This is a genomic window from Actinomadura syzygii, assembly GCF_008085905.1.
In the GTDB taxonomy this organism is placed as follows: Bacteria; Actinomycetota; Actinomycetes; order Streptosporangiales; family Streptosporangiaceae; genus Spirillospora; species Spirillospora syzygii.
The window spans coordinates 459,310-485,169 of sequence record NZ_VSFF01000010.1 but is presented as its reverse complement, the minus strand read 5'-3'; the positions used below and the strand labels follow the sequence as shown (position 1 = coordinate 485,169).

General features: G+C 73.4%; 30 protein-coding genes, 3 tRNA genes and 1 pseudogene. 21 read left to right on the top strand and 13 right to left on the bottom strand.

Translation table 11 applies throughout. The features are described from left to right. The first annotated feature begins 42 nt into the window (after nucleotides 1-42). On the top strand, nucleotides 43-327 hold the full coding sequence (locus FXF65_RS27680; RefSeq protein WP_148352931.1) for a GNAT family N-acetyltransferase: 285 nt from the start codon (nucleotides 43-45) through the stop codon (nucleotides 325-327). Between the two features lie 91 nt (nucleotides 328-418). Here FXF65_RS27680 and FXF65_RS27675 read toward each other — a convergent pair whose 3' ends face one another. Together FXF65_RS27675 and FXF65_RS27670 are read right to left on the bottom strand one after the other, a co-directional pair. Beyond that, nucleotides 419-820: a DUF6292 family protein gene (locus FXF65_RS27675; protein WP_148352930.1), complete on the bottom strand. Its 402-nt coding sequence runs from the start codon at nucleotides 818-820 to the stop codon at nucleotides 419-421. A 51-nt stretch (nucleotides 821-871) separates the two neighbouring features. Continuing rightward, nucleotides 872-1,702, bottom strand: a complete 831-nt coding sequence (locus tag FXF65_RS27670) for a GntR family transcriptional regulator (RefSeq protein WP_148352929.1) — start codon at nucleotides 1,700-1,702, stop codon at nucleotides 872-874. A 220-nt stretch (nucleotides 1,703-1,922) separates the two neighbouring features. Between FXF65_RS27670 and FXF65_RS27665 the strand changes: the two genes are divergently transcribed. From FXF65_RS27665 to FXF65_RS27625, 9 genes are all read left to right on the top strand, one after another. After that, nucleotides 1,923-2,150 carry a hypothetical protein gene (locus tag FXF65_RS27665; protein ID WP_148352928.1) on the top strand — a complete coding sequence of 76 codons (228 nt, stop codon included), beginning with the start codon at nucleotides 1,923-1,925 and terminating at the stop codon, nucleotides 2,148-2,150. Between the two features lie 198 nt (nucleotides 2,151-2,348). Beyond that, nucleotides 2,349-2,720 carry a tetratricopeptide repeat protein gene (locus tag FXF65_RS27660; protein WP_148352927.1) on the top strand — a complete coding sequence of 124 codons (372 nt, stop codon included), beginning with the start codon at nucleotides 2,349-2,351 and terminating at the stop codon, nucleotides 2,718-2,720. A gap of 94 nt (nucleotides 2,721-2,814) precedes the next feature. Continuing rightward, nucleotides 2,815-4,110 (top strand): cellulose binding domain-containing protein, encoded by a 1,296-nt coding sequence (locus FXF65_RS27655; protein WP_148352926.1) that lies wholly within the window; start codon nucleotides 2,815-2,817, stop codon nucleotides 4,108-4,110. A gap of 75 nt (nucleotides 4,111-4,185) precedes the next feature. Next, nucleotides 4,186-4,953 carry a fumarylacetoacetate hydrolase family protein gene (locus tag FXF65_RS27650; RefSeq protein ID WP_148352925.1) on the top strand — a complete coding sequence of 256 codons (768 nt, stop codon included), beginning with the start codon at nucleotides 4,186-4,188 and terminating at the stop codon, nucleotides 4,951-4,953. A gap of 36 nt (nucleotides 4,954-4,989) precedes the next feature. Continuing rightward, complete coding sequence (locus tag FXF65_RS27645) at nucleotides 4,990-5,625, top strand: DUF2461 domain-containing protein (RefSeq protein ID WP_148352924.1); 636 nt, start codon at nucleotides 4,990-4,992, stop codon at nucleotides 5,623-5,625. A gap of 183 nt (nucleotides 5,626-5,808) precedes the next feature. Continuing rightward, nucleotides 5,809-5,880, top strand: a tRNA-Gln gene (locus FXF65_RS27640). A gap of 25 nt (nucleotides 5,881-5,905) precedes the next feature. Further along, nucleotides 5,906-5,978, top strand: a tRNA-Glu gene (locus FXF65_RS27635). Nucleotides 5,979-6,067: 89 nt separating this feature from the next. Further along, nucleotides 6,068-6,140: transfer RNA gene (locus FXF65_RS27630), tRNA-Glu, on the top strand. A 27-nt stretch (nucleotides 6,141-6,167) separates the two neighbouring features. After that, nucleotides 6,168-6,959 carry a DUF1963 domain-containing protein gene (locus FXF65_RS27625; protein WP_222868755.1) on the top strand — a complete coding sequence of 264 codons (792 nt, stop codon included), beginning with the start codon at nucleotides 6,168-6,170 and terminating at the stop codon, nucleotides 6,957-6,959. Here the strand turns inward: FXF65_RS27625 and FXF65_RS27620 are convergent. Further along, a complete protein-coding gene (locus tag FXF65_RS27620) occupies nucleotides 6,956-7,366 on the bottom strand; it encodes a VOC family protein (RefSeq protein WP_148352923.1) in 411 nt (136 codons plus the stop codon). The genes FXF65_RS27625 and FXF65_RS27620 overlap by 4 nt on opposite strands. 119 nt (nucleotides 7,367-7,485) lie before the next feature. Between FXF65_RS27620 and FXF65_RS45475 the strand changes: the two are divergent. Then, nucleotides 7,486-7,992 (top strand): annotated as a pseudogene (locus FXF65_RS45475) (phosphatase PAP2 family protein); the annotation flags it as partial. 10 nt (nucleotides 7,993-8,002) lie between these two features. On the opposite strand, the gene FXF65_RS27610 reads toward FXF65_RS45475, so the two are convergent. The 3 genes from FXF65_RS27610 to FXF65_RS27600 form a co-directional block, all read right to left on the bottom strand. Further along, nucleotides 8,003-10,105, bottom strand: coding sequence for an MMPL family transporter (locus tag FXF65_RS27610; protein WP_148352921.1), 2,103 nt, complete (start codon nucleotides 10,103-10,105; stop codon nucleotides 8,003-8,005). 139 nt (nucleotides 10,106-10,244) lie between these two features. Continuing rightward, nucleotides 10,245-10,805: an ArsR/SmtB family transcription factor gene (locus FXF65_RS27605; protein ID WP_148352920.1), complete on the bottom strand. Its 561-nt coding sequence runs from the start codon at nucleotides 10,803-10,805 to the stop codon at nucleotides 10,245-10,247. A 119-nt stretch (nucleotides 10,806-10,924) separates the two neighbouring features. Next, entirely contained in the window at nucleotides 10,925-11,599 is a 675-nt protein-coding gene (locus tag FXF65_RS27600; protein WP_246199138.1) for an ABC transporter ATP-binding protein, read from the bottom strand. A 181-nt stretch (nucleotides 11,600-11,780) separates the two neighbouring features. Between FXF65_RS27600 and FXF65_RS27595 the strand changes: the two genes are divergently transcribed. The 9 genes from FXF65_RS27595 to FXF65_RS27555 all read left to right on the top strand — a co-directional run bounded on the left by FXF65_RS27595 (nucleotide 11,781) and on the right by FXF65_RS27555 (nucleotide 19,767). Next, the gene (locus FXF65_RS27595; RefSeq protein ID WP_187412530.1) at nucleotides 11,781-12,236 is read left to right on the top strand and encodes an XRE family transcriptional regulator; all 456 of its coding nucleotides are present in this window, start codon (nucleotides 11,781-11,783) and stop codon (nucleotides 12,234-12,236) included. 119 nt (nucleotides 12,237-12,355) lie between these two features. Next, nucleotides 12,356-12,715, top strand: a complete 360-nt coding sequence (locus FXF65_RS27590) for an NADH-quinone oxidoreductase subunit A (RefSeq protein ID WP_148352917.1) — start codon at nucleotides 12,356-12,358, stop codon at nucleotides 12,713-12,715. Then, complete coding sequence (locus FXF65_RS27585; RefSeq protein ID WP_148352916.1) at nucleotides 12,706-13,587, top strand: hypothetical protein; 882 nt, start codon at nucleotides 12,706-12,708, stop codon at nucleotides 13,585-13,587. The genes FXF65_RS27590 and FXF65_RS27585 overlap by 10 nt, the downstream gene beginning before the upstream one ends. Next, on the top strand, nucleotides 13,580-14,446 hold the full coding sequence (locus FXF65_RS27580) for a complex I subunit 1 family protein (RefSeq protein WP_148352915.1): 867 nt from the start codon (nucleotides 13,580-13,582) through the stop codon (nucleotides 14,444-14,446). Before FXF65_RS27585 ends, FXF65_RS27580 begins: the two co-directional genes overlap by 8 nt. Nucleotides 14,447-14,455: 9 nt before the next feature. After that, nucleotides 14,456-14,962, top strand: coding sequence for an NADH-quinone oxidoreductase subunit J (locus tag FXF65_RS27575; protein WP_246199137.1), 507 nt, complete (start codon nucleotides 14,456-14,458; stop codon nucleotides 14,960-14,962). Then, on the top strand, nucleotides 14,952-15,257 hold the full coding sequence (gene nuoK / locus FXF65_RS27570; RefSeq protein ID WP_148352914.1) for an NADH-quinone oxidoreductase subunit NuoK: 306 nt from the start codon (nucleotides 14,952-14,954) through the stop codon (nucleotides 15,255-15,257). The genes FXF65_RS27575 and nuoK overlap by 11 nt, the downstream gene beginning before the upstream one ends. 52 nt (nucleotides 15,258-15,309) lie before the next feature. Beyond that, a complete protein-coding gene (locus FXF65_RS27565; protein ID WP_246199136.1) occupies nucleotides 15,310-16,899 on the top strand; it encodes a proton-conducting transporter transmembrane domain-containing protein in 1,590 nt (529 codons plus the stop codon). Between the two features lie 4 nt (nucleotides 16,900-16,903). After that, entirely contained in the window at nucleotides 16,904-18,391 is a 1,488-nt protein-coding gene (locus FXF65_RS27560; protein ID WP_148352912.1) for a complex I subunit 4 family protein, read from the top strand. 8 nt (nucleotides 18,392-18,399) lie between these two features. Next, the gene (locus FXF65_RS27555) at nucleotides 18,400-19,767 is read left to right on the top strand and encodes an NADH-quinone oxidoreductase subunit N (RefSeq protein ID WP_148352911.1); all 1,368 of its coding nucleotides are present in this window, start codon (nucleotides 18,400-18,402) and stop codon (nucleotides 19,765-19,767) included. 15 nt (nucleotides 19,768-19,782) lie between these two features. Here FXF65_RS27555 and FXF65_RS27550 read toward each other — a convergent pair whose 3' ends face one another. The 3 genes from FXF65_RS27550 to FXF65_RS27540 form a co-directional block, all read right to left on the bottom strand. Next, a complete protein-coding gene (locus FXF65_RS27550) occupies nucleotides 19,783-20,643 on the bottom strand; it encodes an MHYT domain-containing protein (RefSeq protein ID WP_148352910.1) in 861 nt (286 codons plus the stop codon). Between the two features lie 156 nt (nucleotides 20,644-20,799). Next, complete coding sequence (locus FXF65_RS27545) at nucleotides 20,800-21,198, bottom strand: NUDIX hydrolase (RefSeq protein WP_148352909.1); 399 nt, start codon at nucleotides 21,196-21,198, stop codon at nucleotides 20,800-20,802. Between the two features lie 5 nt (nucleotides 21,199-21,203). Further along, nucleotides 21,204-22,022 (bottom strand): SAM hydrolase/SAM-dependent halogenase family protein, encoded by an 819-nt coding sequence (locus FXF65_RS27540; protein ID WP_148352908.1) that lies wholly within the window; start codon nucleotides 22,020-22,022, stop codon nucleotides 21,204-21,206. A 60-nt stretch (nucleotides 22,023-22,082) separates the two neighbouring features. Here FXF65_RS27540 and FXF65_RS27535 point away from each other — a divergent pair, with 60 nt between their 5' ends. Next, nucleotides 22,083-22,997 carry a LysR family transcriptional regulator gene (locus FXF65_RS27535; protein WP_148352907.1) on the top strand — a complete coding sequence of 305 codons (915 nt, stop codon included), beginning with the start codon at nucleotides 22,083-22,085 and terminating at the stop codon, nucleotides 22,995-22,997. A gap of 9 nt (nucleotides 22,998-23,006) precedes the next feature. On the opposite strand, the gene FXF65_RS27530 is transcribed toward FXF65_RS27535, so the two are convergent. The 4 genes from FXF65_RS27530 to FXF65_RS27515 form a co-directional block, all read right to left on the bottom strand. Beyond that, nucleotides 23,007-24,239 (bottom strand): NAD(P)-binding domain-containing protein, encoded by a 1,233-nt coding sequence (locus FXF65_RS27530; RefSeq protein ID WP_148352906.1) that lies wholly within the window; start codon nucleotides 24,237-24,239, stop codon nucleotides 23,007-23,009. Nucleotides 24,240-24,332: 93 nt separating this feature from the next. Next, on the bottom strand, nucleotides 24,333-24,641 hold the full coding sequence (locus FXF65_RS27525) for a DUF202 domain-containing protein (protein WP_148352905.1): 309 nt from the start codon (nucleotides 24,639-24,641) through the stop codon (nucleotides 24,333-24,335). Next, complete coding sequence (locus tag FXF65_RS27520; RefSeq protein ID WP_246199135.1) at nucleotides 24,638-25,081, bottom strand: YidH family protein; 444 nt, start codon at nucleotides 25,079-25,081, stop codon at nucleotides 24,638-24,640. Before FXF65_RS27520 ends, FXF65_RS27525 begins: the two co-directional genes overlap by 4 nt. Before the next feature lie 92 nt (nucleotides 25,082-25,173). Beyond that, nucleotides 25,174-25,803: a MerR family transcriptional regulator gene (locus FXF65_RS27515; protein ID WP_148352904.1), complete on the bottom strand. Its 630-nt coding sequence runs from the start codon at nucleotides 25,801-25,803 to the stop codon at nucleotides 25,174-25,176. Between the last annotated feature and the right edge of the window lie 57 nt (nucleotides 25,804-25,860).

Sequence of the window (25,860 nt, the reverse complement as noted above, 5' to 3'; positions counted from 1 at the left end):
CCGGCGGGGAATGGGCGCGGGTCGCCGGGCATTATCGGGGGCATGAGCACCGAGATCACCGACAACGCCGAGCGGAAGCGCTACGAGATCAGGCTGGACGGCGAGCTGGCGGGCTTCGCCGACTACGAGCCCGCCGAGGGCGGCATGCTCGTCCTCACCCACACCGAGGTCGATCCCGCCTTCGAGGGCAAGGGCGTCGGCGGGACGCTGGCCCGCGGCGTCCTGGACGACCTGCGCGCCCAGAACCGGACGGTCCTTCCGCTCTGCCCGTTCATCAAGGGCTGGATCCAGCGCCACCCCGACTACCGCGACGTGGTGGCGCCGTAGCCGCCCTGGGCGCGCGGCCGCCGGGCCGGTCGTGGCCGCTCGTCTTCGGCCACGACCGGGGCATCAAGGCGGCTCGGTAGTCGCGTGCGGGTCAGTGGTCGCGCAGGGCGTCGAACAGCCCGTCGCGCGCGCCGGGCTCGCGGGTGACCTGCGGCAGGGCCGAGCCGGTCTCGACCAGCCGGGCGAGGACGGCCGGGGGCAGCAGCACGCCGCCGCCGAGCCGCCGTCCGTCCTTGAGGACGGTCCGCTCGCCCTGGCGGCCCGAGACGTAGAGGCCGAACGTGCAGCCGGTCCACTCGTCCCAGACGAGGGCCTTGCCGCCGGTGACGACGGTCGCGTCGACGGGGCCCTTGGGGTCGAGCCAGCTCCGGTCCACCTGGATGCCGCGGTCGCCGAGCGCCTCGACGACGGCGGTGATGTAGCCGTGCGCGGCGTCGACTTCGGGGTCCGGGTGGTGCGCGGGCGTGTGCGCGCGCATACGAGAAATGGACATCTCGGTCCTTTTACGGTTAATGGTGTCGTTGATGACGAAGACGGTGGTGCGTCAGGAACCGCGTTCCCACACCTCGACGGGCACCTCTCCGGCGATGAAGCGGATCCTATTGGTGCCCGGCTTGTAAATGGTGACGGTGAGGCGGAACGGCTCGCCGTGCTGGTCGTACGCGGTCCGCCGGTGCTCGATCACGGCGAGGCTGCCGCGGGAGAGCCCGAAGAACTTGAGCTCCTCCTCCGTCGGCTGCCTGGCGTCGAACACGTCCTCGTAGCCGGTCTGGACGTGGCCGCAGCTCTGCAGATAAGCGACGGTCCCCTCCTCGATGTCGGCCGACTTGAGGAGCGCCTGCGCCTGGATGGCCAGTTCCAGCTTGAAATACGAGTGCTGGAGCGAGTTCGGCTTGCCGTCGACGAACCGCTGCTGGGAGCGCCGGACGACCTGCGGTCTCGGCTCCCCGGGCGCGACCGGCGCGATGCCGAGCGCCCGCATCTGCGGCTCCTCGGCGTCCTCGACCTTGACCTCGGGTTTCGAGGAGTGGGCCGCGTGGTTCTGGCGCTCGGCCTCGGCCGTGAACGCCCTGCCCTCGCCGCCGCCGAAGCCGCGTCCGGGCGGGTTCTCCTCGCCCAGGTCGGTGTGGTTCAGCGTGATGACGAACGGCGCGGTCGGCTCGGCGACGAAGCTCCCCTTCTGGGGGACGGTCTCGACCAGACCCTGCTGGCGCAGCTCGTTGACGGCCTTCTTGATGGTGTTGGCCGAGACGTCCCAGTGCTCGACGAGTTCCTTCTCCGTCGGCAGTTGGGCGGCGGGCGGGAGGGTCCCGTCCTCGATCTGGGCACGGAGGTCCTGCGCGATCTCGACGTACTTGGGGATCCGGTCCGCCATCGCGACCTCTCATTGCAATCAGAGCGATTGGTTCCAACGATCGGGTTTTGCCCTACCTGATATGGGTTACACCTTTAGTGGGACCGAAGCCGAGAGAGCTGAACCAGACGGCTTGAACAGCCCGATGGTACCGGGCCGATCGTCGGAGTTTCCAGGAATCGGCTCAGATCAGCGGCCTGATCGGGTTCACCCTCTGCACCCCGCGGAGAGGAGCGTTGGAATGATCGGCGACCTGACCCTGTACCTGTGGATCCTCGGTCCCGCGGCACTGTTCCTGATCCTGTCCCTCTACGTCGTCCTGCTCGGCTACCGCACGAGGGGCCTGCAGTTCCGCAGCCGGATGCCCACGCCGACGTCGCCGGTCGGACGGCGGGGCGCGCTGGTCAACGTGGCGGTCCCGGCCGACCGCCCGCGCGGAACGCCGGCCGCCGATACGAGCAAGGTGTGAGGTCGCCCGGCAGGTCCGGCCGTCCGATGCGAACGGGTGTTCCTTCCGTTCGCATCGGCTCGGTCACGGAGGAATTTCGTCGAACACGCCGAAATCGGTGGCGGTTTTCGGGCAGAGCGTCCACTATGGGGGCGGAACAGCGCGTGTGAGGCATCCGCGCGCCCCCTTCTCAGCGCACCGACCCACCGGAGTGATCGTATGCTCGTCCGACCCTGGAGCCCCGCGGACCTCGGGCGTCCGACGGACGGCACGTGGGCGGACGTGGCCTTCGGACTGGGCGAGCTGTACGAGCACGAAGGCGACCTGGAGCAGGCCGCCGACTGGTACCGGCGGGCGGCCGAGTCCGGCCGCGCCGACGCGGCGCTGCGGCTCGGCGCCGTCCTCGGCCGGATGGCGGACGCCGGCCCCGCCGCCGACTCCGCCGAGGAACTGCTCGCCGAGGCGACCCGCTGGCTGAGCGGCGCCCACGACGCCACCACCCCGGACGCCATCGAGCTGATCACCGACATGCTCAACCGGCAGCTCCGGCGGGCGGCGCGCCGCGGCCTGGAGCCGGCCCACGCGGGCTGACCCGGCCCGGCGCGCCTGCCCGGTTTGTTATGAACCGATTCGCGCCCTTCGTCGTCGGACTCCATGAGATCGACGACGTTGGAAGGTGGGCGAGTTGAGCGGCGAGGAGCCCGGGTACGTCCCCCCGGACCACAAGACGACCGCCGAGTTCCGCGCCCCGCGCGGGCGCGCGGAGCCCGCGGACACCGTGCCCGATCCTGAGACGACCATCGTCGACGAGCCCGCGGACGACCTGGCAGAGCCGGTCGATCCGGCCGCGACGCTCCAGGACGTCCCGCAGGACGACCTACCGGGCGTCACCTTCCAGGACGCCCCGCGGGACGACGCGCCAGACGCCACCTTCCAGGACGTCCCGGTCGACGACCTCGAAGACGACGTCGAGGACGATCCCCAGGACGATGTCGAGGACCTGGCGGACGCGACCGTCATGGACGTCCCGGACGACGACGGCGCGTCCGTGACCGTCTCGGACATTCCCGTCCGGCCGAAGGCCGTGCGGTTCGAGGTGCCCGCGCCCGCGCAACCCGAAGAAGCCGGGGAAGCCGCCGAGGCCGTCGAAGCTCCCGAGGCTTCCGTCGTCGAGCAGGCGGCGATGCGGGAGCAGGCCCCGCCGCCCGCCGCCGCCGGGGCGGTCGTCGGGGAGGCGCCCTGGACGGAGCAGTTCGGCGCCGGGGCCGAGGCGACTCATCCCGGCGCGGGCACCCCCGTGTACACGCCGCCCCCACCGCCCCAGCCCGCGACGTCGCCCGTGCCGCCGGGCCCGCCGCCGTCCGGGACGTCCCGGACGCGGCGTCCGCTGCTGGCATTCGCGGTGATCGGAGTGGTTCTGGCGCTCGCCGCCGCCGCTGCCGTCGTGCTCCTGTTCGTTCGCGGATCGGACTCGAAGGGCAAGGCCGAGACACCCGCGGCACCGGCGGTGTCCACGTCGCAGACCCCCGGGGGCGGCGCGGCCCCGACGACGTCCGGCGAGCCGTCGCCGGGCGGGGCGCCCGCCACGCCGCAGCCTTCCGGGACGCCGCTGGAGGGGCAGCCCGCGTCACCGGCGCCGCCCGCCACGACCGCGCCGATCGGCCCGGTCGTGGACGGCGACGGCATCACCTACCAGCTCGTCCAGCGGGACGAGGGCTACTTCGAGGGCCGGATGGTCATCACCAACCGCACGGACAAGCCCATGAAGGCGTGGCGGCTGACGTTCCGCACCCCCGGCGCGGACGTGAAGAACATCTGGGGCGCGCGGCTCGTGCACGGCGGCGCGACCGTGGAGATCAGGAACCTGGACGGCGCGCCCGCGATCCCGCCGGGCGGCACCTGGGACGTCCAGTTCGGCGCGGCGGGCGCGACGGCCGCGCCGAAGGGCTGCAAGCTGAACGGGAAGGCGTGCGGCTTCTGACCCGCGGCCGGTGCGGGCCGGCGCCGTCCCGGGCGCATCCCGGGCGTGTCCGGGGCAACGACTAGGCTCTCGACCATGCGTATCGCCAGGTTCGCCACCGACGAGGTCATGTCCTTCGGCGTGGTGGAGGAGAACACCGTCGCGGCCATCGCGGCCCACCCGTTCGGTGACTTGACGTTCACCGGGGTGCGGCTGCCGCTCGCCGACGTCCGGCTGCTCGCGCCGATCCTGCCCAGCAAGGTCATCGCGATCGGGAAGAACTACGCGGACCACGTCCGCGAGATGGGCCACGCGGCGCCGCCCGCCGAGCCGGTCGTGTTCGCCAAGCCGTCCACCGCCGTGATCGGGCCGGGGGAGGCGGTCGCGTACCCGCAGAAGCTGTCCGAGCGGGTCGACTACGAGGGCGAGCTGGCGGTCGTCATCGGCCGGATGTGCCGCGAGGTGCCCGCGTCCCGCGCCGCCGACGTGATCCTCGGCTACACGTGCGCGAACGACGTCACGGCCCGCGACCTCCAGGCGAAGGACGGCCAGTGGACGCGCGCCAAGGGCTTCGACACGTTCTGCCCGCTCGGCCCGTGGATCGAGACGGAGGTCGACCCCGCCGACCTGGCGATCACGACGTCCGTGAACGGCGAGGTCAAGCAGGACGCCCGCACGTCCCTGCTGCTGCACGACGTCCCGGCGCTGGTCGAGTACGTCAGCCAGGTCATGACGCTGCTGCCCGGCGACGTGATCCTCACCGGCACCCCGGCCGGAGTCGGCCCGCTGGAGATCGGCGACGAGGTGACCGTCACGATCGAGAACGTCGGCAGCCTCACCAACCGCGTCATCGCCCGCGACTGACGACCGAGCCCGCGACCGACGACCGGGAGGGACGCCATGGCGTTCAGCGGCATCACCGACGAGGCGTTCGCGTTCTACGAAGGGCTCCAGGCCGACAACACCAAGTCCTACTGGACGGCCCACAAGGACGCCTACGAACGCCACGTGCGCGAGCCCCTCATGGAGCTGTGCGCCGAGCTTGAGGACGAGTTCGGCGCGGTCAAGCTCTTCCGCCCGTACCGGGACGTCCGCTTCAGCAAGGACAAGACGCCCTACAAGACGCACCAGGGCGGGCACACGAACGGGGGCTTCTACCTCCAGATCGACGCCGACGGGCTGATGGTCGCGGGCGGCATGTACGCGCCGAGCCCCGACCAGCTCCGCGCCTACCGCGAGGCCGCCGGGTCCGAGACGTTCGGCGGCGAGCTCCAGGCGATCGTGGACGACCTGCGCTCCGCCGGCATGGAGATCGCGGGCGACCGGCTCAAGACCCGTCCGCGCGGCACCCCCGAGGACCACCCCCGGCTCGACCTGCTGCGGCACCGCTCGCTCTACGCCCGCGAGGGGTGGCCCGCCGACCCGTGGATGGCGACGCCGGAAGCGGTGGCGCGGGTCCGCGAGTCGTGGCGGCGGCTGCGCCCGCTGGTCGAGTGGGGACGGCGGCACATCGGCCCGCCCGACTTCACCCGCTGACCTCACCCGCCGACTTCGCCCGCCGACTTCGCCCGCCGACGCCGTCCCGGCCGCCGCGCGGGCACCCGGTCCGGGACGGCGGGACGCGGACGCGAGAACCGTTTTGGTCGCGGTCCCGGCGTCCTGTAAGCTCATCGAGGCGCGAGCGACCCGCTGGAAACGGCGAGGTCGTCCGTACCTCCCTGGGGTATGGTGTAATCGGCAGCACGAGTGATTCTGGTTCACTTAGTCTAGGTTCGAGTCCTGGTACCCCAGCTGCGTCCGCTCACCACGGACACACGCCCCCGTCGTCTAGTGGCCTAGGACGCCGCCCTCTCAAGGCGGTAACGGCGGTTCGAATCCGCTCGGGGGTACGCCCGGAAATCGGGTCGAGGCGGAGAACGTCCGTCCAGTAAAGTGGTGGAAGCCGGAGCGGGAGACCGCGAAGGCGCACACAAGTCCTGCCCCCGTCGTCTAGTGGCCTAGGACGCCGCCCTCTCAAGGCGGTAACGGCGGTTCGAATCCGCTCGGGGGTACCTCTGGCCCCGCATTAGGGTGCCCGCATGAAGATCGAAATGGTGGAGAGGCTCTCCCCGTTCCGCGCCGCGGCCCTCACTCGCGGCATTCCGTCCGCCGATGTCGAGCGGTGGATTCATACCGCCCGGCCGTGCGCGACATTGACCCGGCACGGCGACGGACCGGTCGTCGGCACTCTCGGCGGACCATTACTGCTGCCCACCGACGCACCCGACCCCTGGTATCCGCTCGTCGCCGCCATCGACCTCGCCGCACTGCCCGCCGACGCGACGGATCTGCCGCTCCCACCCGACGGACAACTGCTCCTGTTCGCCTATCCCGACACGGAGACCGACGGCGAGGCCGTGTACGTCCCCGCTGGTACGGCCGTCGAGGAACGGAAAGGAAATCCCTACTTCGAGGCCGAGGCGTACGCCGACGTCACGGCGGCCTTTCCACGAGGCCCGCTGCATTTGGCCGTCGATGTATCGCTTCCGTATCACTGCTGGGTTGAGATCCCCGACCATCCCTACGTCGAGCCCCTCCCCGGGCATCCTCATTCCGAGGAACTGCGCGACACGTGGCTGGACACGGCCGACGAGATCGCCGGACGGGGCGCGTTGCAGATCGGCGGATACGCCTCGGACGAGTGCAGCGACATCGACCCCGTCCTCCCGGCGGACGAATCGCGCCAGGCGGACGACTGGGTACTGCTCGCCGACTGGTACACCGACATCAAGGGCCGGGAGGGCGCGACCGTCCACTGGGCCATCCGCCGGGCCGATCTCGCCGCCCGCCGCTTCGACCAGACCGACGTCACCGTCTTCTGGAATCCCTAGCCGAAGACGGCTCCTGGCGCCGGGCCGAGCAGATCCCAGCGATTCCCGGCGATGTCGAGGAAGACGGCGACCCGGCCATAGGGCTCGGTGCGCGGCGCGGTGACGAATTCGACGCCCGCCGCCGTCATGCGTTGGTGGGCGGCCTCGAAATCGTCCACGTCAAGGAAGAAGCCGACGCGTCCGGCGACCTGGGCGCCGATGGCGGCGGCCTGCCGGTCGCCGTCCGCGCGTGCCAGCAGGATCCCGGTCTCGGCGCCCGGCGGCCGGACGACGACCCACCGCTTCGGACGCCCGTCGTTGGTCAGCGAGGGCGAATCCTCGACCAGTTCGAATTCCAGGGCGCCGGTGAAGAAGTCGATGGCGCTGTCGTAGTCGTCCACGACGATCGTGACCAGGCCGAGCCGCATCTCCGAACCCCTTCGTCCGCCGGAGGCCCATTCTCGTTCACGCCCCGCCCGGTGAACGCCGTCGAGCGGGGAATGGTCCGGCCGTGGGGTGGAGGTCGTACGGCTCGCTCGCCGCGGTGATGGTGCTGGTCACGCTGGACGTCGTGGTCGACGGCCCGCTGCGGCAGCTCGACCATGCCGTCCATGAGTTCTGCGACGCGCATGTGCGGGGCCGCGCGCTGGAGTTCGTGCGCGGCGTCAGCAAGCTCGGCCAGCGCGGGTATCTGGTGCGCGTCATCGTCCCGCTGTCGGTGGTGGCGGCCGTGCGCAGACGATCGCTGCGGTATCCGGCGTTCGCCGTCCTGATCGCGTACGCGCTGTCGCTGACGCAGACGGGGTTGAAGTCGGTCGTCCCGCGCTCGTTCCCGTTCGGGGACGTGGACGTCATCGGCCGGTACGGCGACGCGTATCCGTCCGGGCACACGCTCAACGGGTTCGTGCTGGTGTGGGTCATCCTCGAACTGCTGGCCGCCGCGCTGCCCGCGGTGGACGGCGTCCTCCCGGCGCGCCGCCGCCGCGGCGCCGCCCTGGCGGCGGGCGTCGTCACGGCGGCGGCGCTCACGGTGTCGGACCAGCACTGGCTGACCGACGTGCTGTTCAGCCTCGCGCTCGGTCCCGTCCTGCTGGCGTGGCTGGTGGCGGCGGCCCCGTTCGAGCGTCGCCGCCTTCTTCCGGCTCCGCTGCGGAGCGCCGCGCGGGCCACCAGAACCGAGGCCCCGCGTCCAGGGCCAGAGCGGGGACGATGACCGAGCGGACGAAGAACGTGTCCAGCAGCACGCCCAGCGACACGAGCACCCCGATCTGCACCATCATCGTGATCGGCATGACCCCGAGGACGCCGAACGTCGCGGCGAGGACGAGCCCCGCGCTGGAGATCACCCCGCCGGTGACGCCGAGGCCGCGCAGCACCCCGGCGCGGTGCCCGTGCCGCGCCGCCTCCTCCCGGATCCGGGACACGAGGAACAGGTTGTAGTCCACGCCCAGCGCGACCATGAACAGGAACCCCATCAGGGCGACCTGCGCGTCCAGGGCGGGGAAGCCGAACACGTGCCGGAACAGCAGCCACGCCGCGCCGAGCGCCGCGAAGTACGACGCGACGACCGTGCCGACGACCAGCAGCGGCGCGACCAGGGCGCGGAGCAGCGCGATGAGCACGACGAGCACCACGCCGAGGACCAGCGGGATGACGACGCGCCGGTCGTGCGCCTGCGCGTCCGCGAGGTCCAGCTTGCCGGCGGTGCTTGAGCCGAAAGCCGCGTTCGGGACGTCCGCGCGGAGCCTCCGGACGGCGTCCGCGGCGGCGGCGCTGTCCGGCGGGGCGTCGAGGACGACGTCGAACCTGGTGAGGCGTCCGTCCGAGGACGGGCGCGGGTTCTCCACGCGCGCCACGCCGGGGGAGTTGCGGATCGCGTCCGCCGCGCGGGCGTCGCCGGTGACGGCCTGGAGCGGACGGCCCTGCCCGCCCGGATAGTGCTCGGTGAGCAGGCGTTCTCCGATGGTGGAGCTCGGGGTGTCGGTGAGGAAGTGGGCCCGGTCGAGTCCGGTGTCGATGCCGAGCGTCCCGGCGGCGAGCGCGCCGAGGACGGCCATCCCGCCCACCCAGACGAGCCGCGGGCGCGCCGCGACGCGCCGTCCGATCCGGTCCCACGGGCCGCGGCCGGACGGGACGTCGCCGTACCGGGGGATCCGTGGCCAGAAGATCCACCGTCCGAGGATCACGAGGAGGGCGGGCAGCAGTGTCATCACGACGACGAGCCCGCCGAGCACGCCGATGGCGCCGATCGGGCCGAGCGCGTAGTTGAAGCCCATGTCGGCGGCGAGCAGGCACAGCAGGCCGAGCGACACGGTCGCGGCGGACGCGGCGACCGGCGCGGCGGCCCGCCGCAGCGCGACCGCCATGGCCTTGTGCCGGTCCGGGTGGCGGCGCAGCTCCTCGCGGTAGCGGGCGAGGAGCAGCAGGGCGTAGTCGGTCGAGATCCCGAAGACGAGCGCGTTGAGGATCGCGGACATCCCGTCCGCCACGTACAGCCCGGCGTGCTTTCCGAGCAGGTAGACGACCGCGTTCGTGACCTGGAGCGCGATCGCCGCGTTCACGACCGGCAGCAGCCACAGGACCGGGCTGCGGTAGGTGACGAGCAGCACCGCCGTGACGAGCAGGATCGTGATGATGAGCAGCGCCTTGTCGACGTGCTCGAACGCGTCGCCGACGTCGAGCGCGCCCCCGGCCGGGCCGGTGAGGCGGACCTCCAGGCCGTCCGGCACGGCGCGGCGGGACTGGTCGCGGACCTTCTCAGCCCGGTCGGAGAGGGAGTCGTCGTCGGCCAGCGGGATGGCCAACATCAGCGCCCTTCCGTCGCCGGACGGGCGGGGCGGCGCGATCGTCCCGGCGGCGACGGGCGCGAGGGCGCGGCGGTCGGCCTCCGCCTTCGCGCGGTCGGCGGCCGTGACGCCGGAGGCGCGGACGTAGACGACGATCCCCGGCGCGAGCTCACCGCCCGGGAAGCGTGCCGCCAGCTTCTCGACCTCGGTCGACTGCGCGCCGCGCGGCAGCTCGGCGGACGACTTGCCCTCGACGACGTCCGGGAGCCTGCCCGCGGCCGGGACGGCCAGCACGGTGATCACGACCCAGAGCAGCAGCACCGCCCATTTCAGCGGCCGCCGGCGTGAACTGGGCGATGGTCGTTTGCGTGAGAGCAGCATGAGGTGCTCTCCTTTCGTTCGGGGGTTCGGTGTCGCGTGCGAACACGCCGGATTCGGCGTGGTGATGCGGGACCTCCGCCCGTCCGGGCCGCCGAGGGCCAACTCGGCGGCCCGGACCTTCCGGGCTCGGTCCCGGGACCTACACCTCGGGGAACGCCAGGAACCTGGCGTGGAGGGTGCGCGCGTCCGGCGGCGGGTCGTCGTCGGCGCGCTTGTAGCGGTAGAGGAGCGCGATGTACTCCTCGAAGAAGGGACGCACCTCGTCCGGCGTCAGCGTGACCGTGGCGAACGAGAACAGCAGGGCGTCCGCCCACGGGCCGAGGTCGTCGCGGGCGCTCTGGAAGCGGTCGAGCGCCTCCAGCTCGTTCGCGAACTCCAGCCGGGTCAGCTCGTCCACGGCGGCGCGCATCTCCGGCGTCTGCTCGCCGTACCGGGGGAGCCTGCGGTCGCCGGGCACGGCCCGCCACCAGCGCTCCCGGCCGCGCGCGAGCTCCGGGACCTCCTCGACGAGGCCGTGCCTGGCGAGCTGGCGCAGGTGGTAGCTCGTCGCGCCGGTGCTCTGCCCGAGCTCGCGGGCGAGCGTCGTGGCCGACACGGGCCCGCGCCGCGTCAGCTCGGCGATCCGCTTGCGCAGCGGGTGGGCGAGCAGCCGCACCCGCCGCGGATCGGTGATCGTCTCGGGCGGCGGTCGTTCCTTCATGCCCCGGACGCTAGAAGTTGCAAAGAGCCTTTGCAACGGTTCTTGGCAAAGTTCACCGCGGAGGGTGAGGGCCTGCGACCTGAGGGGGAGGGGCGGCCTGCCCCTCAGGTCGAGTCCGCTCAGCGGGACAGGACGCGGCCGTCGCTCAAGGTGATCACGTCGTCGGCGCGGTCGGCGGCGGACGGGTCGTGGGTGACCATGACGATCGTCTGACCCATCTCGTCCACGGCGCGGCGCAGCAGGGCGAGGACCCCGGCGCCGGAGCGGGAGTCGAGGTTGCCGGTCGGCTCGTCCGCGAAGATCAGCTCGGGGCGTCCGGCGAGGGCGCGGGCGCAGGCCACCCGCTGCCGCTGCCCGCCGGACAGCTCGGCCGGGCGGTGCCCGAGCCGGTCCCGGAGCCCGACCGCGTCGATCACCTCGTCCAGCCAGGCGGGGTCGGGCGAGCGTCCGGCGATGTCGGCGGGGAGCGTGATGTTCTCCAGCGCCGTCAGCGTCGGGACGAGGTTGAACGACTGGAACACGAAGCCCACCCGGTCGCGGCGGAGCCGGGTGAGGGCCCGGTCGCCGAGCGCCGTGATGTCGGTGCCGCCGATGTAGGCGCGGCCGGAGTCGGCGGCGTCCAGGCCCGCCATGACGTGCATCAGCGTCGACTTGCCGGAGCCCGAGGCTCCCATCACGGCGACGAAGCGCTCGCGGGGGATGGCGACGGTCACGGCGTCCAGCGCGGTGACGCGGGCGTCGCCCGTCCCGTAGGTCTTGCGCACATCCTCGGCGCGCGCGGCGAACTCGGTCACGTCCGTGCCCCTCTCATTCGACGTAGCCGATTGCAGCGGACGGGGCGGTGCGCGCGGCAGCGCACAACGGCGGGGGCCGCCGCCGAAGGTCGCGAGCGGGCCACGACTTTCGGAGGGGGCGCGCTTCGGTTGGCTGAGCACGGCATATGTGGTCAACTAAAATCACTCAGAGAGGGGCATGATGCGGGAGCGCTTGCACGAGGTGTCTCCGGGGGCGTCGCTCGCGGAGAAGGTCGAATGGCTGATCCAGAACCTGTGGCCGGCGGACGCGGAGCCGCCGCGCAACAACGTGGACGCGGCCGCCGCCGTCGCGCGCGCCACCGGGGAGGAGATCTCGTCCACCACCGTGTGGAAGCTGCGCACCGGACGGCAGGAGAACCCGCAGCTCAAGACCCTCACCGCGCTCGCCACCTTCTTCGGCGTGCCGATCGGGTTCTTCGGCTTCCCGAGCGAGGCCGAGCCGATCGGGGAGGACCTCACCCTCAAGGCGATCCGCCGGGACGTCGAGAGCGGCGTCATCCGCCCCGAGGTGCTGCGCGCCTTCGTCGACCTGTCGCCGGAGGCCCGCTGGGTCGTGGACGAGATGATCCTCGCCGCCGCCGCGGCCGACCGGCGGCGGACCCGCCTGGACGGCTAGCCGGGCGACCGGCTGGGCGACCGGCTGGGCGGCTGGCTGGGCGGTCGGCCCGCAGGTTTCCGGGGTGCCTGATCAGGTAGAGGACGGGTGGAACTGGTGACCCGTACCCCGGAGGGGCAATGGCGCCGTACGCGGTCGTCCTCTCGGTCGTGGGGCTGGTGGCGGCGCTGGTCGCCGCCGTCTACGCCGTCTCGTACGTCCTGACGCCGCCGGGGGCGGAGGCCGGGCTGCACCTGTCCGGGCCGTACCTGTCCGGGCGGCGCCCGGCCGAGCACGCCGTGTCGCGGTACCACGTGCGGTGGTACGCGGTGTCGATGGTCTTCCTGGCCTTCGACATGGAGATGGTCTTCATGTACCCGTGGGCGCTCGTCGTCGCGTCCGTGGGAGTGAAGGCCGTCGTCGAGATGTTCCTCTTCCTCGGGCTGATCATGGTCGGGGTCCTGTACGCGTGGCGCGAGGGGGCGCTGCGGTGGGCCTGAGAGGGTTCGCGCGGGGGTTCGCGGCGCCGCGCCCGTTCGTCGTCTCGGCGGCGGACGGGACGTCCGACCGGCTCGCGGTGGAGGCTGAGCTGCGGCGGCGCGGCTGGCGCCCGGCCCTCTCACCGGCGCAGACGGGGACGCTCGTGGTGTGCGGCACGCCGGGGGCGGCGCTGGCGGAGGCCATCGAGACCGTGTGGCGGGACATGCCCGAGCCGCGCGTCCGAGCGTCCGCCGACCTCGAAGGCGTCGAGGGCGGGGCGGCGCGGGCTCCGCTGGAGTTGGACGACGTCCCCATGGCCGACCGTGCCGACGACCGCGACGGGCTCCGGCTGGACGTCCTGCACGTGCCGCTCGGCCCCGTCCTCGCGGACTGGCCCGCCGGGTTGCGCGTCGACCTGACGTTGCAGGGCGACGTCGTCCAGGACGCGGCGGCCACGGCGGTCGACACGGCGGACGGCTCGTTCTGGCAGGGGCGCCCGGCCGCGTCCCGGCTCGACGGCCTCGCCCGGCTGCTGCGCGTCGCGGGCTGGGACGCGGCGGCCGAGCGGGCGGCGGTGCTGCGCGACGAAACGCTGTCGGGCGCGGTCCCGGACCGGGCGCTCGCGCGGCGTTTCGTCCCGTTCGCGCGCAGGGTCGGACGTTCGCGCCTGCTGCGCTGGATGACGCGGGACGTCGGCGGTGTCCGCGCCGCGCTCGACGGCCTTCTGCGCGACATCGGGGCGGCGCTCGAAGGACGGGACGTCCCGCCGCGCCCGCCGTGGCGCGCGGCGCTCGACGCGCTGCCCGCCCTGCTCACCGGGACGGAACTGGGCGAGGCGCGCCTGATCGTGGCGAGCCTCGATCCCGACCTCGGGACGGCCGCCGATGGTTGAGGTGCTCGTCCTCGGCGCGCTGGCGGTGGCGGCGGCGACGCTGAGCGGGACGCTCGCCGGGCGTCCCGCCGCCGCGCCGTTCCGGGAGGCCGCGCGGCTGCTGACCTTGCAGCGCCGCCGGACCGTCCGGGCGGACGTCCTGCTGACCAGGATCGGCGTGGTCTCGCTGCCGATGGCGGCGGCGCTCGCCGCCCTGGTCGTCCCGTTCGGCGGGCGCGTCGCGCTGTCGACGTCGGTCGGCGTCGTCTGGTTCAACGCGATGGAGGTCGTGGCCTGGGCGTCGGTGTGGCTGGTCGGGTGGGGCGTCAACTCGGCGTACGCGCTGGTCGGCGGGTACCGGTTCGTCGCGCAGGGCCTGGCCTACGAGCTGCCGCACATGTTCGCCCTGATCACGGCGTCGCTCGCCGCGCACTCGCTCGACCTGCGCGTGATCGGCGGCGCGCAGCACGGCCTCTGGTACGCGGTGTGGATGCCGGTCGCGTTCGCCGTCTACCTGGTGTCCACGCTGGCGATGACGTTCTGGGGGCCGTTCGGGCATCCGCTCGGCGCGGACCTCGCCGGGGGCGCGGCGCTGGAACTGTCCGGCCCCGACCTCCTCGTCTTCCTCGCCGGACGGTACGGGCTGCTGGCCGTGTCGGCGGGCGTCGCCGTCCCGCTGTTCCTCGGCGGGGGCGCCGGGCCGCTGCTGCCGGGCTGGTCGTGGTCGCTGGTGAAGACGTGCGCCGTCCTGTCCCTGCTGGTGTGGACGCGGCACCGCCTGCCCGTCCTGCGCATGGACAGGTTCATGACGGCGGCGTGGACGGTGCTCATCCCCGCCACGCTGCTGCAGATGCTCGTCGTCGGGATCGTCGTCGTCTGAGGGGAGGGGGTGCGGGTGGAGGCCGTCGCGTTCTGGGTGCTCGCCGTGGCCGCGGTCGGGACGGGCGTCGCCGTGTTCGTCGTCGACTCGATGGCGCGGGCGACGTTCGCGCTGCTCGCGTCCTTCCTGTGTGCGGGAGGCGAGCTGCTGCTCGTCGGGCTGCGCTACCTCGGCGTCCTGGTGGTCCTGATGATGATCATGGAGATGCTGGTGATGGCCGTCTTCATGGTCATGTACATGATGAACCCGGCCGGGCTGATGCCGATGTCGATGACGCACAACCGGCGCGGCGCGCTCGCCGTCGCGGGCGGCGCGTTCGCGGCGCTCGCGGCCGGGATCCTCCTCGTCCCGTGGCCGGAGCGGCGGGGCCGTCCGCCGCGCGACCCGACGGTGGCGCTCGGCGACGCGGTGATGGGGTCGTCCATGCTGGTCATGATGGTGATCGGCGTCGCCATCCTGGCCACCATGATCGCGACCGTGGTGCTGGCGACGCACCGGGGACGCTATGACGCTTGAGACGTTCCTGCTCCTCGCCGCCGCGCTGTTCTGCGTCGGGCTGTACGGCGCGCTGTCCCAGCAGTCGATCGTGATGCTGATGATGGGCATCGAGCTGATGGTCAACGGCGTGGTGGTCGCGGCGGCCGGGTTCTGGCACTGGGTGTCGCCGGGTTCGGCGGACGGGCAGGTGCTCGTCCTCGTGGCGATCACCGTGATGGCGCTGGAGATGGCGATGGGCTTCGCCGTCGTCACCGCGCTGTTCCGGGCCCGCGACGTCGACATGACCGACGATGCGGGAGACCTGCGCGGATGAGCGAAGCGAACCGGGGGGTGCGGGGGGTCGTCCCCCCGCAGGGAGCACGCGGATGATGTTGCCGGGGTGGCCGGGCGGGCTCGCGGTGGACGGGTTGTCCGCCGTCCTGCTGGTGACCCTGGCGGTCGTGCTGGCGGCCGTCCTCGCCTACTCGGCGCGCGAGGGGTACGGGCCGCGGTTCTTCGTCCTGATGCTGCTGTTCGCGGCGGCGATGGCCGTCACGGTCACCGCGTCCGACCTGCTGCTGTTGCTGATGGGCTGGGAGGTCATGGGCGCGATGTCGTACGCGCTCATCGGCTACGCCTGGCCGGACGCGGGCCGGGTCCGGGCGGCGGACACCGCGTTCCTCACCACCCGCGCCGCCGACCTCGGCCTCTACGCGGCGGCGGGCTTCGCGGTCGCCGGGGCGCACTCGCTCGGGCTGGACGCGCTCGCGCACGCGGAGGCCCCCTGGCGGGACCTGATCGCGGCCGGGGTCGTGGTGTCCGCGCTGGGGAAGTCGGCGCAGTTGCCGTTCTCGTTCTGGCTGTCGAAGGCGATGGCGGGCCCGAGCCCGGTGTCGGCGCTGCTGCACTCGGCGACGATGGTCGTCGCGGGCGCGTACCTGCTGATGCGCCTCCACCCCCTGCTGGACGCGACCGGCTGGGCGAGCACGCTCGTCTCCTGGGCGGGCGCGCTGACCGCGTTGCTGATGGGCGCGGTCGCGCTCGCGCAGCGGGACCTCAAGCAGCTCCTCGCGGCGTCCACCTGCGCGCAGATCGGGTTCATGGTGCTCGCGGCGGGCGCCGGGACGGTCGGCGGCGGCACGGCCCACCTGGTCGCCCACGCGGCGGTGAAGAGCCTGCTGTTCCTGTGCGCCGGGGTGTGGCTGACCAGGGACGGAAGCCACCGTCTCGTGGACGTCGCGTTCGGCGCGGGCGCGCTGGCGCTGGCGGGCGTCCCGCCGCTGTCGCTGTGGGTGACCAAGGACGAGGTGCTCGCGGGCGTCGGAGACCCGGCGCTGCTCGTTGTGGCGTTCGCGGCGTCGGTGCTCTCGGCCGCCTACGCCGGGAAGGCGTTGTTGCGCGTGTTGCGTCCTGCCGGGTCTTCGCCGGTGGGGCTGTCGCAGCGGGTTCCGTTGGCGGGGCTGGCGGTCGCGGCCTGCGGGCTCGGCGTGCTCGGGCTGCCGGGCGTCGCGGGGGAGTGGCGGCGGCTGCTCGGCGCGACCGACGACGTCACGCCCGACGTCTGGATGCTCGTCCTGTCCGGGGTGCTCGCCGTGGTCACCGTGGGCGCGGTCGTGCTGGCGCGGCGGGTGCCGGAGCCGGGATGGGCGCTCGACTGGCTGCTGCTGGAACGGGCGGCGACGGCGGGCGTGGTCCGCCCGGTGTTCGCGCTCGCGCGGGCGCTGGACCGGTTCGACGACCGGGTCGTGGACGGCGCCGTCCGCGGCGTCGCCCGCGCCGGGCGCGGGACGGCCGCGCTCGCCGGACGCCGCGTCGAGATCCGCGTCGACGGCGTCGTAAGCCTGACCGCTCGCGCCGCCCGGTGGCTCGCCGCGCTGGCCAGGCGTCCGCAGACCGGGCAGCTCCACCTGTACTACGCGCAGGCCGCCGTGGTGCTCGCGGTGCTCGTCGCCGTCGCCGTCCTGGCCGCCGGGTGACGCCGTGCTGACACTGGTGATCTTCCTGCCGCTCGCGGTCGCGGTCGTGCTCCCGGCCGTCCCGCGCCGCGCCGTGCCCTGGACGTGGACCGCCGCCGCCCTCGCCGAGGTCGCCCTCGTCGCCGCGATGTGGGCCGTCCACGGGACGGGCGGCGGCGTCTCGTTCGAGACGGACGCGCGGTGGATCCCCTCCGTCCGGGCCGGATACCACGTCGGCGTGGACGGGCTCTCGCTCCCGCTCCTCGCGCTGACCGCCGTCCTGTTCGCGGCGTGCGCGGTGTACTCGCTGCGGCAGACGCGCCGCGTGCGGGAGTTCGCCGGGCTGTTCCTCTTCCTGGAGACGGTGTGCCTCGGCCTGTTCGCCGCGCTCGACCTGCTGCTGTTCTTCGTGTTCTTCGACCTGTCGATCGTCGGCATGTACTTCGTGATCCTGCTGTGGGGGCACGGCGATCCGGCGCGGTCGGCGCTGAAGTTCTTCCTCTACACGTTCCTCGGGTCGCTCGTCCTGCTGCTGGGGTTCATCGGCCTCTACCTCGGCGCGGACCCGCACACGTTCGACATGGTGGACCTGACCCGGACGCCGCCGCTGTCCGGGTCGCCGGGCCTCGCCGGGCTGACGCTGCTCGCCGTCGGGATCGGGCTCGGGATCAAGACGCCGGTCGTCCCGTTCCACACCTGGCTGCCGCCCGCGCACACCGACGCGCCCGCCGCCGGGTCCGCGATCCTCGCGGGCGTCATGCTGAAGATGGGCGCGTACGGGCTCGTCCGCATCGCGATGCCGATGCTGCCGGACGCCTGGCGCCGCTACGCCCTCGTGATCCTCATCGTCGGGCTGGTCAGCGTGCTGTACGGGGCGCTGGTCGCGCTCGCGCAGGACAACGTGAAGCGGCTCGTGGCGTACTCGTCCGTGAACCACATGGGGTACATCGTCCTGGCTCTCGGCGCGGCCGGGTACGCGGCGGGCGGTACGGACGCGCGGCGGCTCGCCGTGACCGGCGCGGTGACGCAGATGGTCGGCCACGGCCTCGTCACCGGGGCGCTGTTCCTGCTCTGCGGTGTGCTGCGCGACCGGGCCGGAAGCTACGACATCGGACGGTTCGGCGGTGTCGCACGGGGCGCGCCCGTGTTCGCGGGCCTGCTCGCCGTCGCGTCGTTCGCCGCGTTGGGCCTGCCGGGCCTCTCCGGGTTCATCGCCGAGTTCCAGATCTTCGCCGGGACGATCGGCGCGGGCGCGGTCGCCACCGCCGTGACCGGCGCGCTCGCCGTGACCGGCATCCTGATCACGGCGGCGCTGTTCCTGCGCGTCCTGCACAAGGTCGTGCTCGGCCCGCCCGGCGAGCTGACGCCGCTGGTCACCGACGTGCGGCGGCCCGAACTGGCGGCGCTCGTCCCGCTGCTCGCGCTGTCGCTGCTGATCGGCGTCGCGCCGCGGGCGCTGCTCGACACGATCGAGCCGCTGTCGGCGGCCGTCGTCGCGCTGGTCGGCCGCTGATGCCCGCCATGAACGAGAACCCGGCCGATCTCGCGCCCGAGTTGTGCGTGTTGCTCGCCGCCGTGCTCGGCCTGGTCAACGGCCTGTTCCTGCCTCGGACGAAGCAGTGGCGCGTCGCCGTGGTCTGCGCCATCGGGCTCGTGTTCGGGCTGGCCGCCGCCGGGGTCGCGGCGTCGCGACCCGACCTGATGGCGTTCGGGTCGTTCGCCGTCGACCCGGTCACCCACGTCACGCGGATCGCCGTCCTGGGCTCGACGCTGCTCGTCGTCGTGCTCGCCGCCGGGGAGGTGCGCGACCACCCGCGTGAGAGCGAGCACTACGCGCTGATCCTGCTGTCGGCGCTCGGCGCGATGGTGCTGGGCGCGACGTCCGACCTGCTGGTGCTCGTCGGCGCGTACCTGCTGGCGAGCATCCCCGCGTACGCGCTCGCCGGGTTCGGCAAGGACGCGCCCGGCACCGAGGCCGCGCTGAAGTACTACCTGATGGGCGCGTTCCTCGGCGTCGTGATGCTCGCCGGAGTGACGCTGCTCTACGGGGTCGGGCGCGGCACCGCCTACGACACGCTGCGCGCCGGGCTGGCCGACGCCCCGCCCGCCGCGATGGCCGCCGGTGTCGTCGCGCTGCTCGCCGGGCTGCTGTTCAAGGCGGGCGCCGTTCCCGGGCACTTCTGGGTCCCGGACGTGACCGAGGGCGCGCCGCCCGCCATCGCGGCCTATGTCACCACCGTCCCGAAGATCGGTGCGTTCGCGGCGCTGTTCCGGTTCGGCGCGGAGACGGCGCCCGGCGGCTGGGCGCCGCTCGTCGCCGTGGTGGCCGCCGCCACGATGACGCTCGGGAACCTCGCCGCCTTCGGGCAGGACAACGTCCGGCGGTTGCTCGCGTACTCGACCGTCAGCCAGGCGGGGTACCTGCTCGTCCCCGTCGCCATGGCGGGACGCGCCGACCTCGCCCGTCCGGCCGTGCTGTTCTACGTCGCGGCGTACGCGGTGACGAACGTGGGCGCGTTCGCCGTCGTCCTCGCCTGCGGCCGGGACGACCTCGCCGGGTACACCGGGCTGCTGCGCAGGTCCCCGGCGGCCGGGCTGTCGCTGATCGTCTGCCTGCTCGGCCTCGTCGGGACGCCGCCCACCGCCGTCTTCGTCGGGAAGGTGCTGATGTTCGGCGCCGCGCTGGAGGGCGGCTACGCCTGGCTCGCGGCCGTCGCCGCCGTCAACACGGTCGCGAGCGTCTTCTACTACCTGCGGTGGATCGTCCCGCTGTTCGGACGGTCGGACGGCCGCCCGCCGCCGTCCCGGGCCCCGCTGGCGGTCGCGGTCGCGGCCGCCGCCGTCTCGCTGGTGCTCGGCGTCGGCAGCGGGATCGCGCTCGCCGCGTGAAGGACGGCCTCGCGGTCAGCCGTCGAACCATTCGGCGGGGGAGCGGGTCCGCGACGGTTCCGTCGGCGGCATCGGCGGGTAGGGCGGGTAAGGCGGCCGGATCTCCCGCCGCGCCTGGATGCGTTCCCGCAACTCGGCCTCGATGCGCATCTCGTCCTCGCTCGGCGCCATCGCGACGATCGCCAGCAGGACGATCGACACGACGCCGATCGCGCCGATGAGCGGCACGAGGAAGTCGGTCGCGGTCGCGCCGGTCGGGGGCGCCATGTCGTGGTGCATGGTGACGCGCATCGCCGCCATGCCCGTGTAGTGCATGCCGGTCACCGCGACGCCCATGATCAGCGCGGCCCCGGCGGTCGCCCACGCGCCCCGCACGCGCAGCGCGAACAGGAGCGCCGCCGACGCCGCCACCACCGCGATCGCCACCGAGGCCGCCACGAGTCCAGGCTGGTAGCCGATGTGGCCCGGCATGTTCATCGCCGCCATGCCGAGGTAGTGCATGCTCGCCACGCCGATCCCCATGACGACGCCGCCCGTGACGATGGCGCCGCGCCCGGCCTCGCGAAAGCCCACGAGGAACAGCCCGGCCGCCACCACCACGACGGCGATCACGCAGCTCAGGATGGTGCGCGGAACGTCGTAGCGGATCTCGGCGCCTCCCACGCTGAAGCCGAGCATGGCGATGAAGTGCATCACCCAGATCCCGGTCCAGCCGATCGCCAGCGCCGCGAGGGCCAGCCACGCGGCGCGGGCGCGTCCGGCCGAGACCCGCGCGCGTGCCGTGCACAGCAGCCCGAGCAGCGAGCCGATGACGGACATGAGATAGGCCAGGACCGGCGTCAGCACCCCGTAGGAGAAATGGTCAACCTCCGCCATCGGATCCCCCGGCTTCTCACGCGACGCGGTCGAGGGGATCATAGCCGGATAACCTGCACAAACGTCGATTCAGTGCCGGATGCGGCCATTTCTGGCAAGTCGGTCGTCCGTTTCAAGGGTTCGCGCGTCGGGTTCACCGTTGAAACGGAGGAAGGCTCAGGTGAGGAGGCCGTTCCGGTGCGCCAGGTCCAGGGCCGCCTGGGCGGCGGGGGCCAGGAGGCGGCGTTCGGCGGGGGCGACGTAGACGTACTCGTCCACCTCGCCCGCCGCGGCGATCGAGCCCTGGTAGGACGCCGTGAAGCAGGCCATCCGCACGTGCTCGAAGTCGGGCTGGTCGTGCGCGGGGGCGCGGACCACGCCCAGCTCGCGGAACGACGCCTCGTCCAGTTCGAGGGCGAGTTCCTCGCGGACCTCGCGGGACAGGGCCGTCCAGTCGTCCTCGCCCCGCTCCCGCTTGCCGCCGGGGAGGTAGAGGAGGTCGCGGCCCCGGGAGCGGACGGCGAGCATCCGGCCGTCCGACACCTGGACCCAGGCGACCACGTCGAGATCGGTCATAGCGGTCAGTCTGCTACACGCAGGGTCAGCGTCCCGGCGACGCGGAAGGCGCCCGCCGCCGAGCCCTGGTTGACGGCCAGGCCGAGCCAGCCGGACGAGTCCACCCACACCAGCGGCTCGCCGATCGCGACGCTGCCGAACGTCGCCACGAACGGGACGCGGGCGGAGTGCTCCCGTCCGTCCGGATCGGTCCAGGTCAGGGCAAGGACGGCGCCGTGCGGCAGGGGGCCGAACGCGGCGGCGAGGTGGTCCGGCCCCGCGCCGAGGACGAGGCTGCCGTAGCGGTCGGTGTACAGGACGGGCGCCGCCAACTCGCCGTCCCGCACCGACGGAGGCGGGACGTCCAGCGGCAGCGGCTCGACCGGCGCGCCGAGGGCGGCGACGTCCACGCCGGTGGCGAGGTGCGCGGCCGCGGGGGCGAAGACGTCCCGCCCGTGGAAGGACGCGGACACCTCCGGCAGCCGGTACGCCGGTTCCGCAAGGACGTGCGCCCGCACGATCCCGCCGAGCGCCTCCGCCGCCGGGACCAGCAGGCCGTTGTCGGGGCCGACCAGCACGTCCCCGCGCCCCGTCTCGATCGCGACCGGGCGGCGCGGCGTGCCGACGCCCGGGTCGACGATCCCGGTGTGCACGCCGACCGGCAGGTACGGGAGCGCCTGCCGCAGCAGCATCGCGCCCTCCCGGACGTCGAACGGCGTGATCTCGTCGGTCAGCACCAGCACGGTCGCCGCCGGGGCGATCCGGTGGACGACGCCCGCGCAGATCCCCGTGTAAGCGGCGCCGAAGTCGGTGGCCAGGCTGACGAAAGCGCGGCGGTCGGGCATGCGGCGACCCTATCCGGCGGCGCGTCCTGGACTCCGGCCAGGCCGCCGTATCCTGCGGGGATGCGCGCAGAGGCCCTCGACCCCGTCCTGCTGCGGACGTTCGTCGCCGTCGCCGACCTCGGCTCGTTCACCGCCGCCGCGGCCGCCGGCGGCTACACCCAGTCGGCCGTCTCCCGGCAGATCGCGGCGCTGGAGGACGTGTGCGGCGTGGAGCTGTTCGCGCGCGGCGCCCGCGGCGTCCGCCCGACCCCGGCCGGGGAGCACCTCCTCCCGCACGCGCGCGGCCTGCTCGACCGGCTCGCCGACACCGCCCGCGCGCTGGAGGGGCTGCGCCGCCTCGACACCGGCACGCTGCGGCTCGGCGCGTTTCCCACCGCCAACGCCGCGCTGGTGCCGCGCGCCCTCGCCCGGTTCCGGGAGCGGCACCCGGGCGTCCGGCCGCTGCTGCGGGAGGGGACGACCGAGCGCCTGCTGCCGATGTTGGAGGCGGGCGACCTCGACCTCGCCGTCGTCAGCACGCACACGCTGCCGTCGATCCCCGCCGGGGACCTCGTCGAGCTGCTGGACGACGCGCTGCTCGTCGCGCTGCCGAGCGGGCACCGGCTCGCCGGGCGCGACCGCGTTCCGCTCCGCGAGCTGGCCGACGAGCCGTGGATCGTCGCCGACCAGCCCGACGCGGTCGCCGCGCTCCGCGCCCGCTGCGAGGCGGCCGGGTTCGTCCCGCAGACGCCGCTGCGGGTCGCCGAGTGGGTGTCCAAGCTGGGCCTGGTCGCGGCGGGGTTCGGGGTGACGCTGGTGCCCGCGCTCGCGGCCGCCGCGATGTCCAGGGACGACGTCGCGCTGCGTCCGCTCGCGTCCGCCGCGCCCGCCCGCCGCACCGTGTACGCGGCGATCGGGCGGCACGCCCGCAGGTCGCCGCCCGTCACCGCGTTCCTCGCCGTCCTCCGCGACGTGGCCGAAGACCTGGGCCGCTAGGGAGGGCCGCTAGGGGAGGGCGGCGACGATCTCCACCTCCAGCAGCGCGTCCGGGTGGAACAGGCGCGACACCTCGACGGTCGTGCTCGTCGGCGGCGGGCCGGTGAAGCACCGGGCGCGGACGGCCCCGTACTCGGCGAGCCGGTCCATGTCGGTGACGAACGTCCGGATGTTGACGACGTCGGCGAAGCCCGCGCCGTGCGCGGCGAGGATCCGCTCCAGCAGCGACATGACCACCTCGGATTGGCGGGTCATGTCGCCCGGCGCGTCGACCTTGCCGCTCTCGTCCAGGGCGATCTGCCCCGACACGTAGAGCATCGAGCCCGGCGTCACGTGGGCGGTGTGCGAGTAAGCGGGGTTCGGCGGAGCGGGGACGGTCGCGGGGTTGTCGAACGTGACGCGCATCGGCGCGGTCCTCCTGACGTGGTCGGGGAGTGCGGTGAGGTCGTGGCCGCCGAGCCCGGCGGCGAGCGCGGCGTCCACCCGGTCCCTGACGGCGGGCAGCACACCGCCCAGGTCGGCGCCGTCCAGGGCGAGGGTGAGGTCCTTGGCCGCGAGGGCGACCGTGAAGCGGGGCGGGGCGCCCGGGACCGCGTCGCGCAGCCGCGCCGCCTGCGGGCTGATCCGGGCGAGCGCGTCCAGCGCCGCGCCGGTGTCGACGCCGCGCCGGTCGGCGGCGGCGAGGACCTCGCCGAGCACGGCGAAGTTCCCGACGAGGACGCCGTTCACCACCAGCTTCAGCGCCGCGCCCGCGCCCGGCGGGCCGACGTGCCGGACGCGGCCGAGCGGCTCCAGCGCGGCGGCGCAGCGGGCGAGGTCGGCGTCCAGCCCGCCCGCGAGGATCGCCAGCTCGCCGGTCTCCGCCTGCGGGACGCTCCCCGACACGGGCGCGTCGACGAGGCCGACCCCGTCCGGCAGCCGGGAGCGGACGCGCGCGACGGCGTCCGGCCCGATCGTCGACATGTCGACGACCACCGCGCCGGGCGCCAGCGCCCCGGCCGCGCCTTCCGGGCCGAAGAGCACGTCCTCGACGGCGGCGGCGTCGGTGAGCATCGTGATCACCACGTCGCGTCCGGCGGCGGCGGCGCGCGGCGTCCCGTGGACGGCGGCGCCGGCCCCCGAGAGCGGCGCGGCCCTCGCGGGCGTGCGGTTCCAGACAGACAGGTCGTGACCGGCGGCGAGGAGCCGTCCGGCCATGGGGGCGCCCATGCGCCCGAGTCCGAGAAAGGCGATTCGTGTCATGGCGCGACCGACGCTATGCGTCCAGCGGCCATGTCACCAGCGAAGACTCCGCACGGCAGGCATGCGCACGACGCATACCTCAGTCCACATGCCTCAGTGCAGCGCGAGAAGCACCGCGACGACCCCGAGCAGCACCGTCAGCCCGGTCGCGAACAGCACCGACCCGGGGTCGGCCGCGCCCTCGCCCGCCGAGACGCCGTGCCGACGGGCGTGCAGCTTCGCCCTGGCGCGCCGGATCTGCAGGGCCGCGCCGCCGCAGACGACGGCGCCCGCCGCGGCCGCGCCCGCCGACGTCGGCGCGAGCCGCACGCACAGGAAACCGGCGACGATCAGCGCCAGCGTCGTGCGGGACCAGGCCAGCGCGGTCCGCTCCGGCTGCGCGCCCGGGTCGCCGACCTTCATCGGGTCAGCAGGACGGCGATCAGCAGGGCGAGCGCCGTGCCCGCCACCCCGTAGGCCATCACGGGGGCGAGCACGGGCAGCGGCAGCGTCTCGGCGCGGCGCAGCGCCCGCTCGGTGCGCAGCCAGCGGCGGAACGCGAGCACCGCGACCAGCGCCCCGGCCGTGCTGAAGCCGACCGCGAGGACCGCCCGCAGCGGCGTCTCGATCAGGCTCTCGGCGAGCGCTATTCCGATCCCGCCCGCGATCAGCGCGAGCGCGGTCCGGATCCAGGCCAGAAAAGTGCGCTCGTTGGCGAGCGAGAAGCGGGGGTCCGGGTCCTCGCCCTCGGCGAGCAGGCGGTCGGTCCACCGGTCGCCGGAGGTCTCCGGACGCTGCGCGGCGGTCACCGGCATATCACTCTGCGGAATCTCGGCGGCGTGGTCGAATGCTGTCTCATGCATTCAATATTAGGCGGTCACCGCAAATGCTCAATTGCCGGGATATGAATGGTCAATTCCGATCTATCATCCCGGAATTGGGGGGACGTCCCAGGTCAGGCCGGACCGAAACGCCGCGCGGAGGCGTCTTCCTGGGCGAGCCTGTGCAATGCCGTCAGCACCTGCTCGTAGAGGACGGTCGACACCAGCAGGGAATGGACGGCGCGGGCGCGGGGCGTCCCGTCCGCGACCCGGCCGATCTCGTGCTCGGCGACCTCGCTCGCGGCGTTCACGTACGGGCGCAGGTCGCGCAGCGTGATCGGGAAGCCGAGCCGGCGCAGCGCGACGAAGGTGTGCGCGAGCAGGTCGCGGGCCGGGGCGCGCTCGCCGACGTGCCAGCCGAGCTCGCGGACGAGGGCGTCCACGTCCTCGCGGGCGGCGCGCCAGTGCGGGTCGTGCGGGGCGGCGACGTGCGGGCCGATCGCGTGCTGGGTGATGGCGAACAGCTCGTGCAGGCTGGTCCCGTCGTCCTCGATGGCGGCGATGATCTGCTGGATCGCCGACACCGGCAGCTCGCCGACGTCGCGCAGCGCGCTGATCAGCCGCAGCCGCTCCAGATGCCGGCGGTCGTACTCGGACCGCGTCGCGCTCACCGCCGAGCCCTTCGGGAGGAGGCCCTCCCGGATGTAGAACTTGATCGTCTGCACCGTGAGGCCGCTCCGATCGCTGAGCTCGGAGATCTGCACCGCCGCACCCCCTTTGCCGGAGGTCAACGCTATCGGCACCTGCTGTGCCGATACCTG

What these genes read in the sequence shown, in the direction of transcription:
- FXF65_RS27680 (WP_148352931.1), top strand. Translation starts at nt 43, where the DNA reads ATGAGCACCGAGATCACCGACAACGCCGAGCGGAAGCGCTACGAGATC.
- FXF65_RS27675 (WP_148352930.1), bottom strand. Translation starts at nt 820, where the DNA reads ATGTCCATTTCTCGTATGCGCGCGCACACGCCCGCGCACCACCCGGAC.
- FXF65_RS27670 (WP_148352929.1), bottom strand. Translation starts at nt 1,702, where the DNA reads ATGGCGGACCGGATCCCCAAGTACGTCGAGATCGCGCAGGACCTCCGT.
- FXF65_RS27665 (WP_148352928.1), top strand. Translation starts at nt 1,923, where the DNA reads ATGATCGGCGACCTGACCCTGTACCTGTGGATCCTCGGTCCCGCGGCA.
- FXF65_RS27660 (WP_148352927.1), top strand. Translation starts at nt 2,349, where the DNA reads ATGCTCGTCCGACCCTGGAGCCCCGCGGACCTCGGGCGTCCGACGGAC.
- FXF65_RS27650 (WP_148352925.1), top strand. Translation starts at nt 4,186, where the DNA reads ATGCGTATCGCCAGGTTCGCCACCGACGAGGTCATGTCCTTCGGCGTG.
- FXF65_RS27645 (WP_148352924.1), top strand. Translation starts at nt 4,990, where the DNA reads ATGGCGTTCAGCGGCATCACCGACGAGGCGTTCGCGTTCTACGAAGGG.
- FXF65_RS27625 (WP_222868755.1), top strand. Translation starts at nt 6,168, where the DNA reads ATGAAGATCGAAATGGTGGAGAGGCTCTCCCCGTTCCGCGCCGCGGCC.
- FXF65_RS27620 (WP_148352923.1), bottom strand. Translation starts at nt 7,366, where the DNA reads ATGCGGCTCGGCCTGGTCACGATCGTCGTGGACGACTACGACAGCGCC.
- FXF65_RS27610 (WP_148352921.1), bottom strand. Translation starts at nt 10,105, where the DNA reads ATGCTGCTCTCACGCAAACGACCATCGCCCAGTTCACGCCGGCGGCCG.
- FXF65_RS27605 (WP_148352920.1), bottom strand. Translation starts at nt 10,805, where the DNA reads ATGAAGGAACGACCGCCGCCCGAGACGATCACCGATCCGCGGCGGGTG.
- FXF65_RS27595 (WP_187412530.1), top strand. Translation starts at nt 11,781, where the DNA reads ATGCGGGAGCGCTTGCACGAGGTGTCTCCGGGGGCGTCGCTCGCGGAG.
- FXF65_RS27590 (WP_148352917.1), top strand. Translation starts at nt 12,356, where the DNA reads ATGGCGCCGTACGCGGTCGTCCTCTCGGTCGTGGGGCTGGTGGCGGCG.
- FXF65_RS27580 (WP_148352915.1), top strand. Translation starts at nt 13,580, where the DNA reads ATGGTTGAGGTGCTCGTCCTCGGCGCGCTGGCGGTGGCGGCGGCGACG.
- nuoK (WP_148352914.1), top strand. Translation starts at nt 14,952, where the DNA reads ATGACGCTTGAGACGTTCCTGCTCCTCGCCGCCGCGCTGTTCTGCGTC.
- FXF65_RS27565 (WP_246199136.1), top strand. Translation starts at nt 15,310, where the DNA reads ATGATGTTGCCGGGGTGGCCGGGCGGGCTCGCGGTGGACGGGTTGTCC.
- FXF65_RS27555 (WP_148352911.1), top strand. Translation starts at nt 18,400, where the DNA reads ATGAACGAGAACCCGGCCGATCTCGCGCCCGAGTTGTGCGTGTTGCTC.
- FXF65_RS27550 (WP_148352910.1), bottom strand. Translation starts at nt 20,643, where the DNA reads ATGGCGGAGGTTGACCATTTCTCCTACGGGGTGCTGACGCCGGTCCTG.
- FXF65_RS27545 (WP_148352909.1), bottom strand. Translation starts at nt 21,198, where the DNA reads ATGACCGATCTCGACGTGGTCGCCTGGGTCCAGGTGTCGGACGGCCGG.
- FXF65_RS27540 (WP_148352908.1), bottom strand. Translation starts at nt 22,022, where the DNA reads ATGCCCGACCGCCGCGCTTTCGTCAGCCTGGCCACCGACTTCGGCGCC.
- FXF65_RS27535 (WP_148352907.1), top strand. Translation starts at nt 22,083, where the DNA reads ATGCGCGCAGAGGCCCTCGACCCCGTCCTGCTGCGGACGTTCGTCGCC.
- FXF65_RS27530 (WP_148352906.1), bottom strand. Translation starts at nt 24,239, where the DNA reads ATGACACGAATCGCCTTTCTCGGACTCGGGCGCATGGGCGCCCCCATG.
- FXF65_RS27525 (WP_148352905.1), bottom strand. Translation starts at nt 24,641, where the DNA reads ATGAAGGTCGGCGACCCGGGCGCGCAGCCGGAGCGGACCGCGCTGGCC.
- FXF65_RS27520 (WP_246199135.1), bottom strand. Translation starts at nt 25,081, where the DNA reads ATGCATGAGACAGCATTCGACCACGCCGCCGAGATTCCGCAGAGTGAT.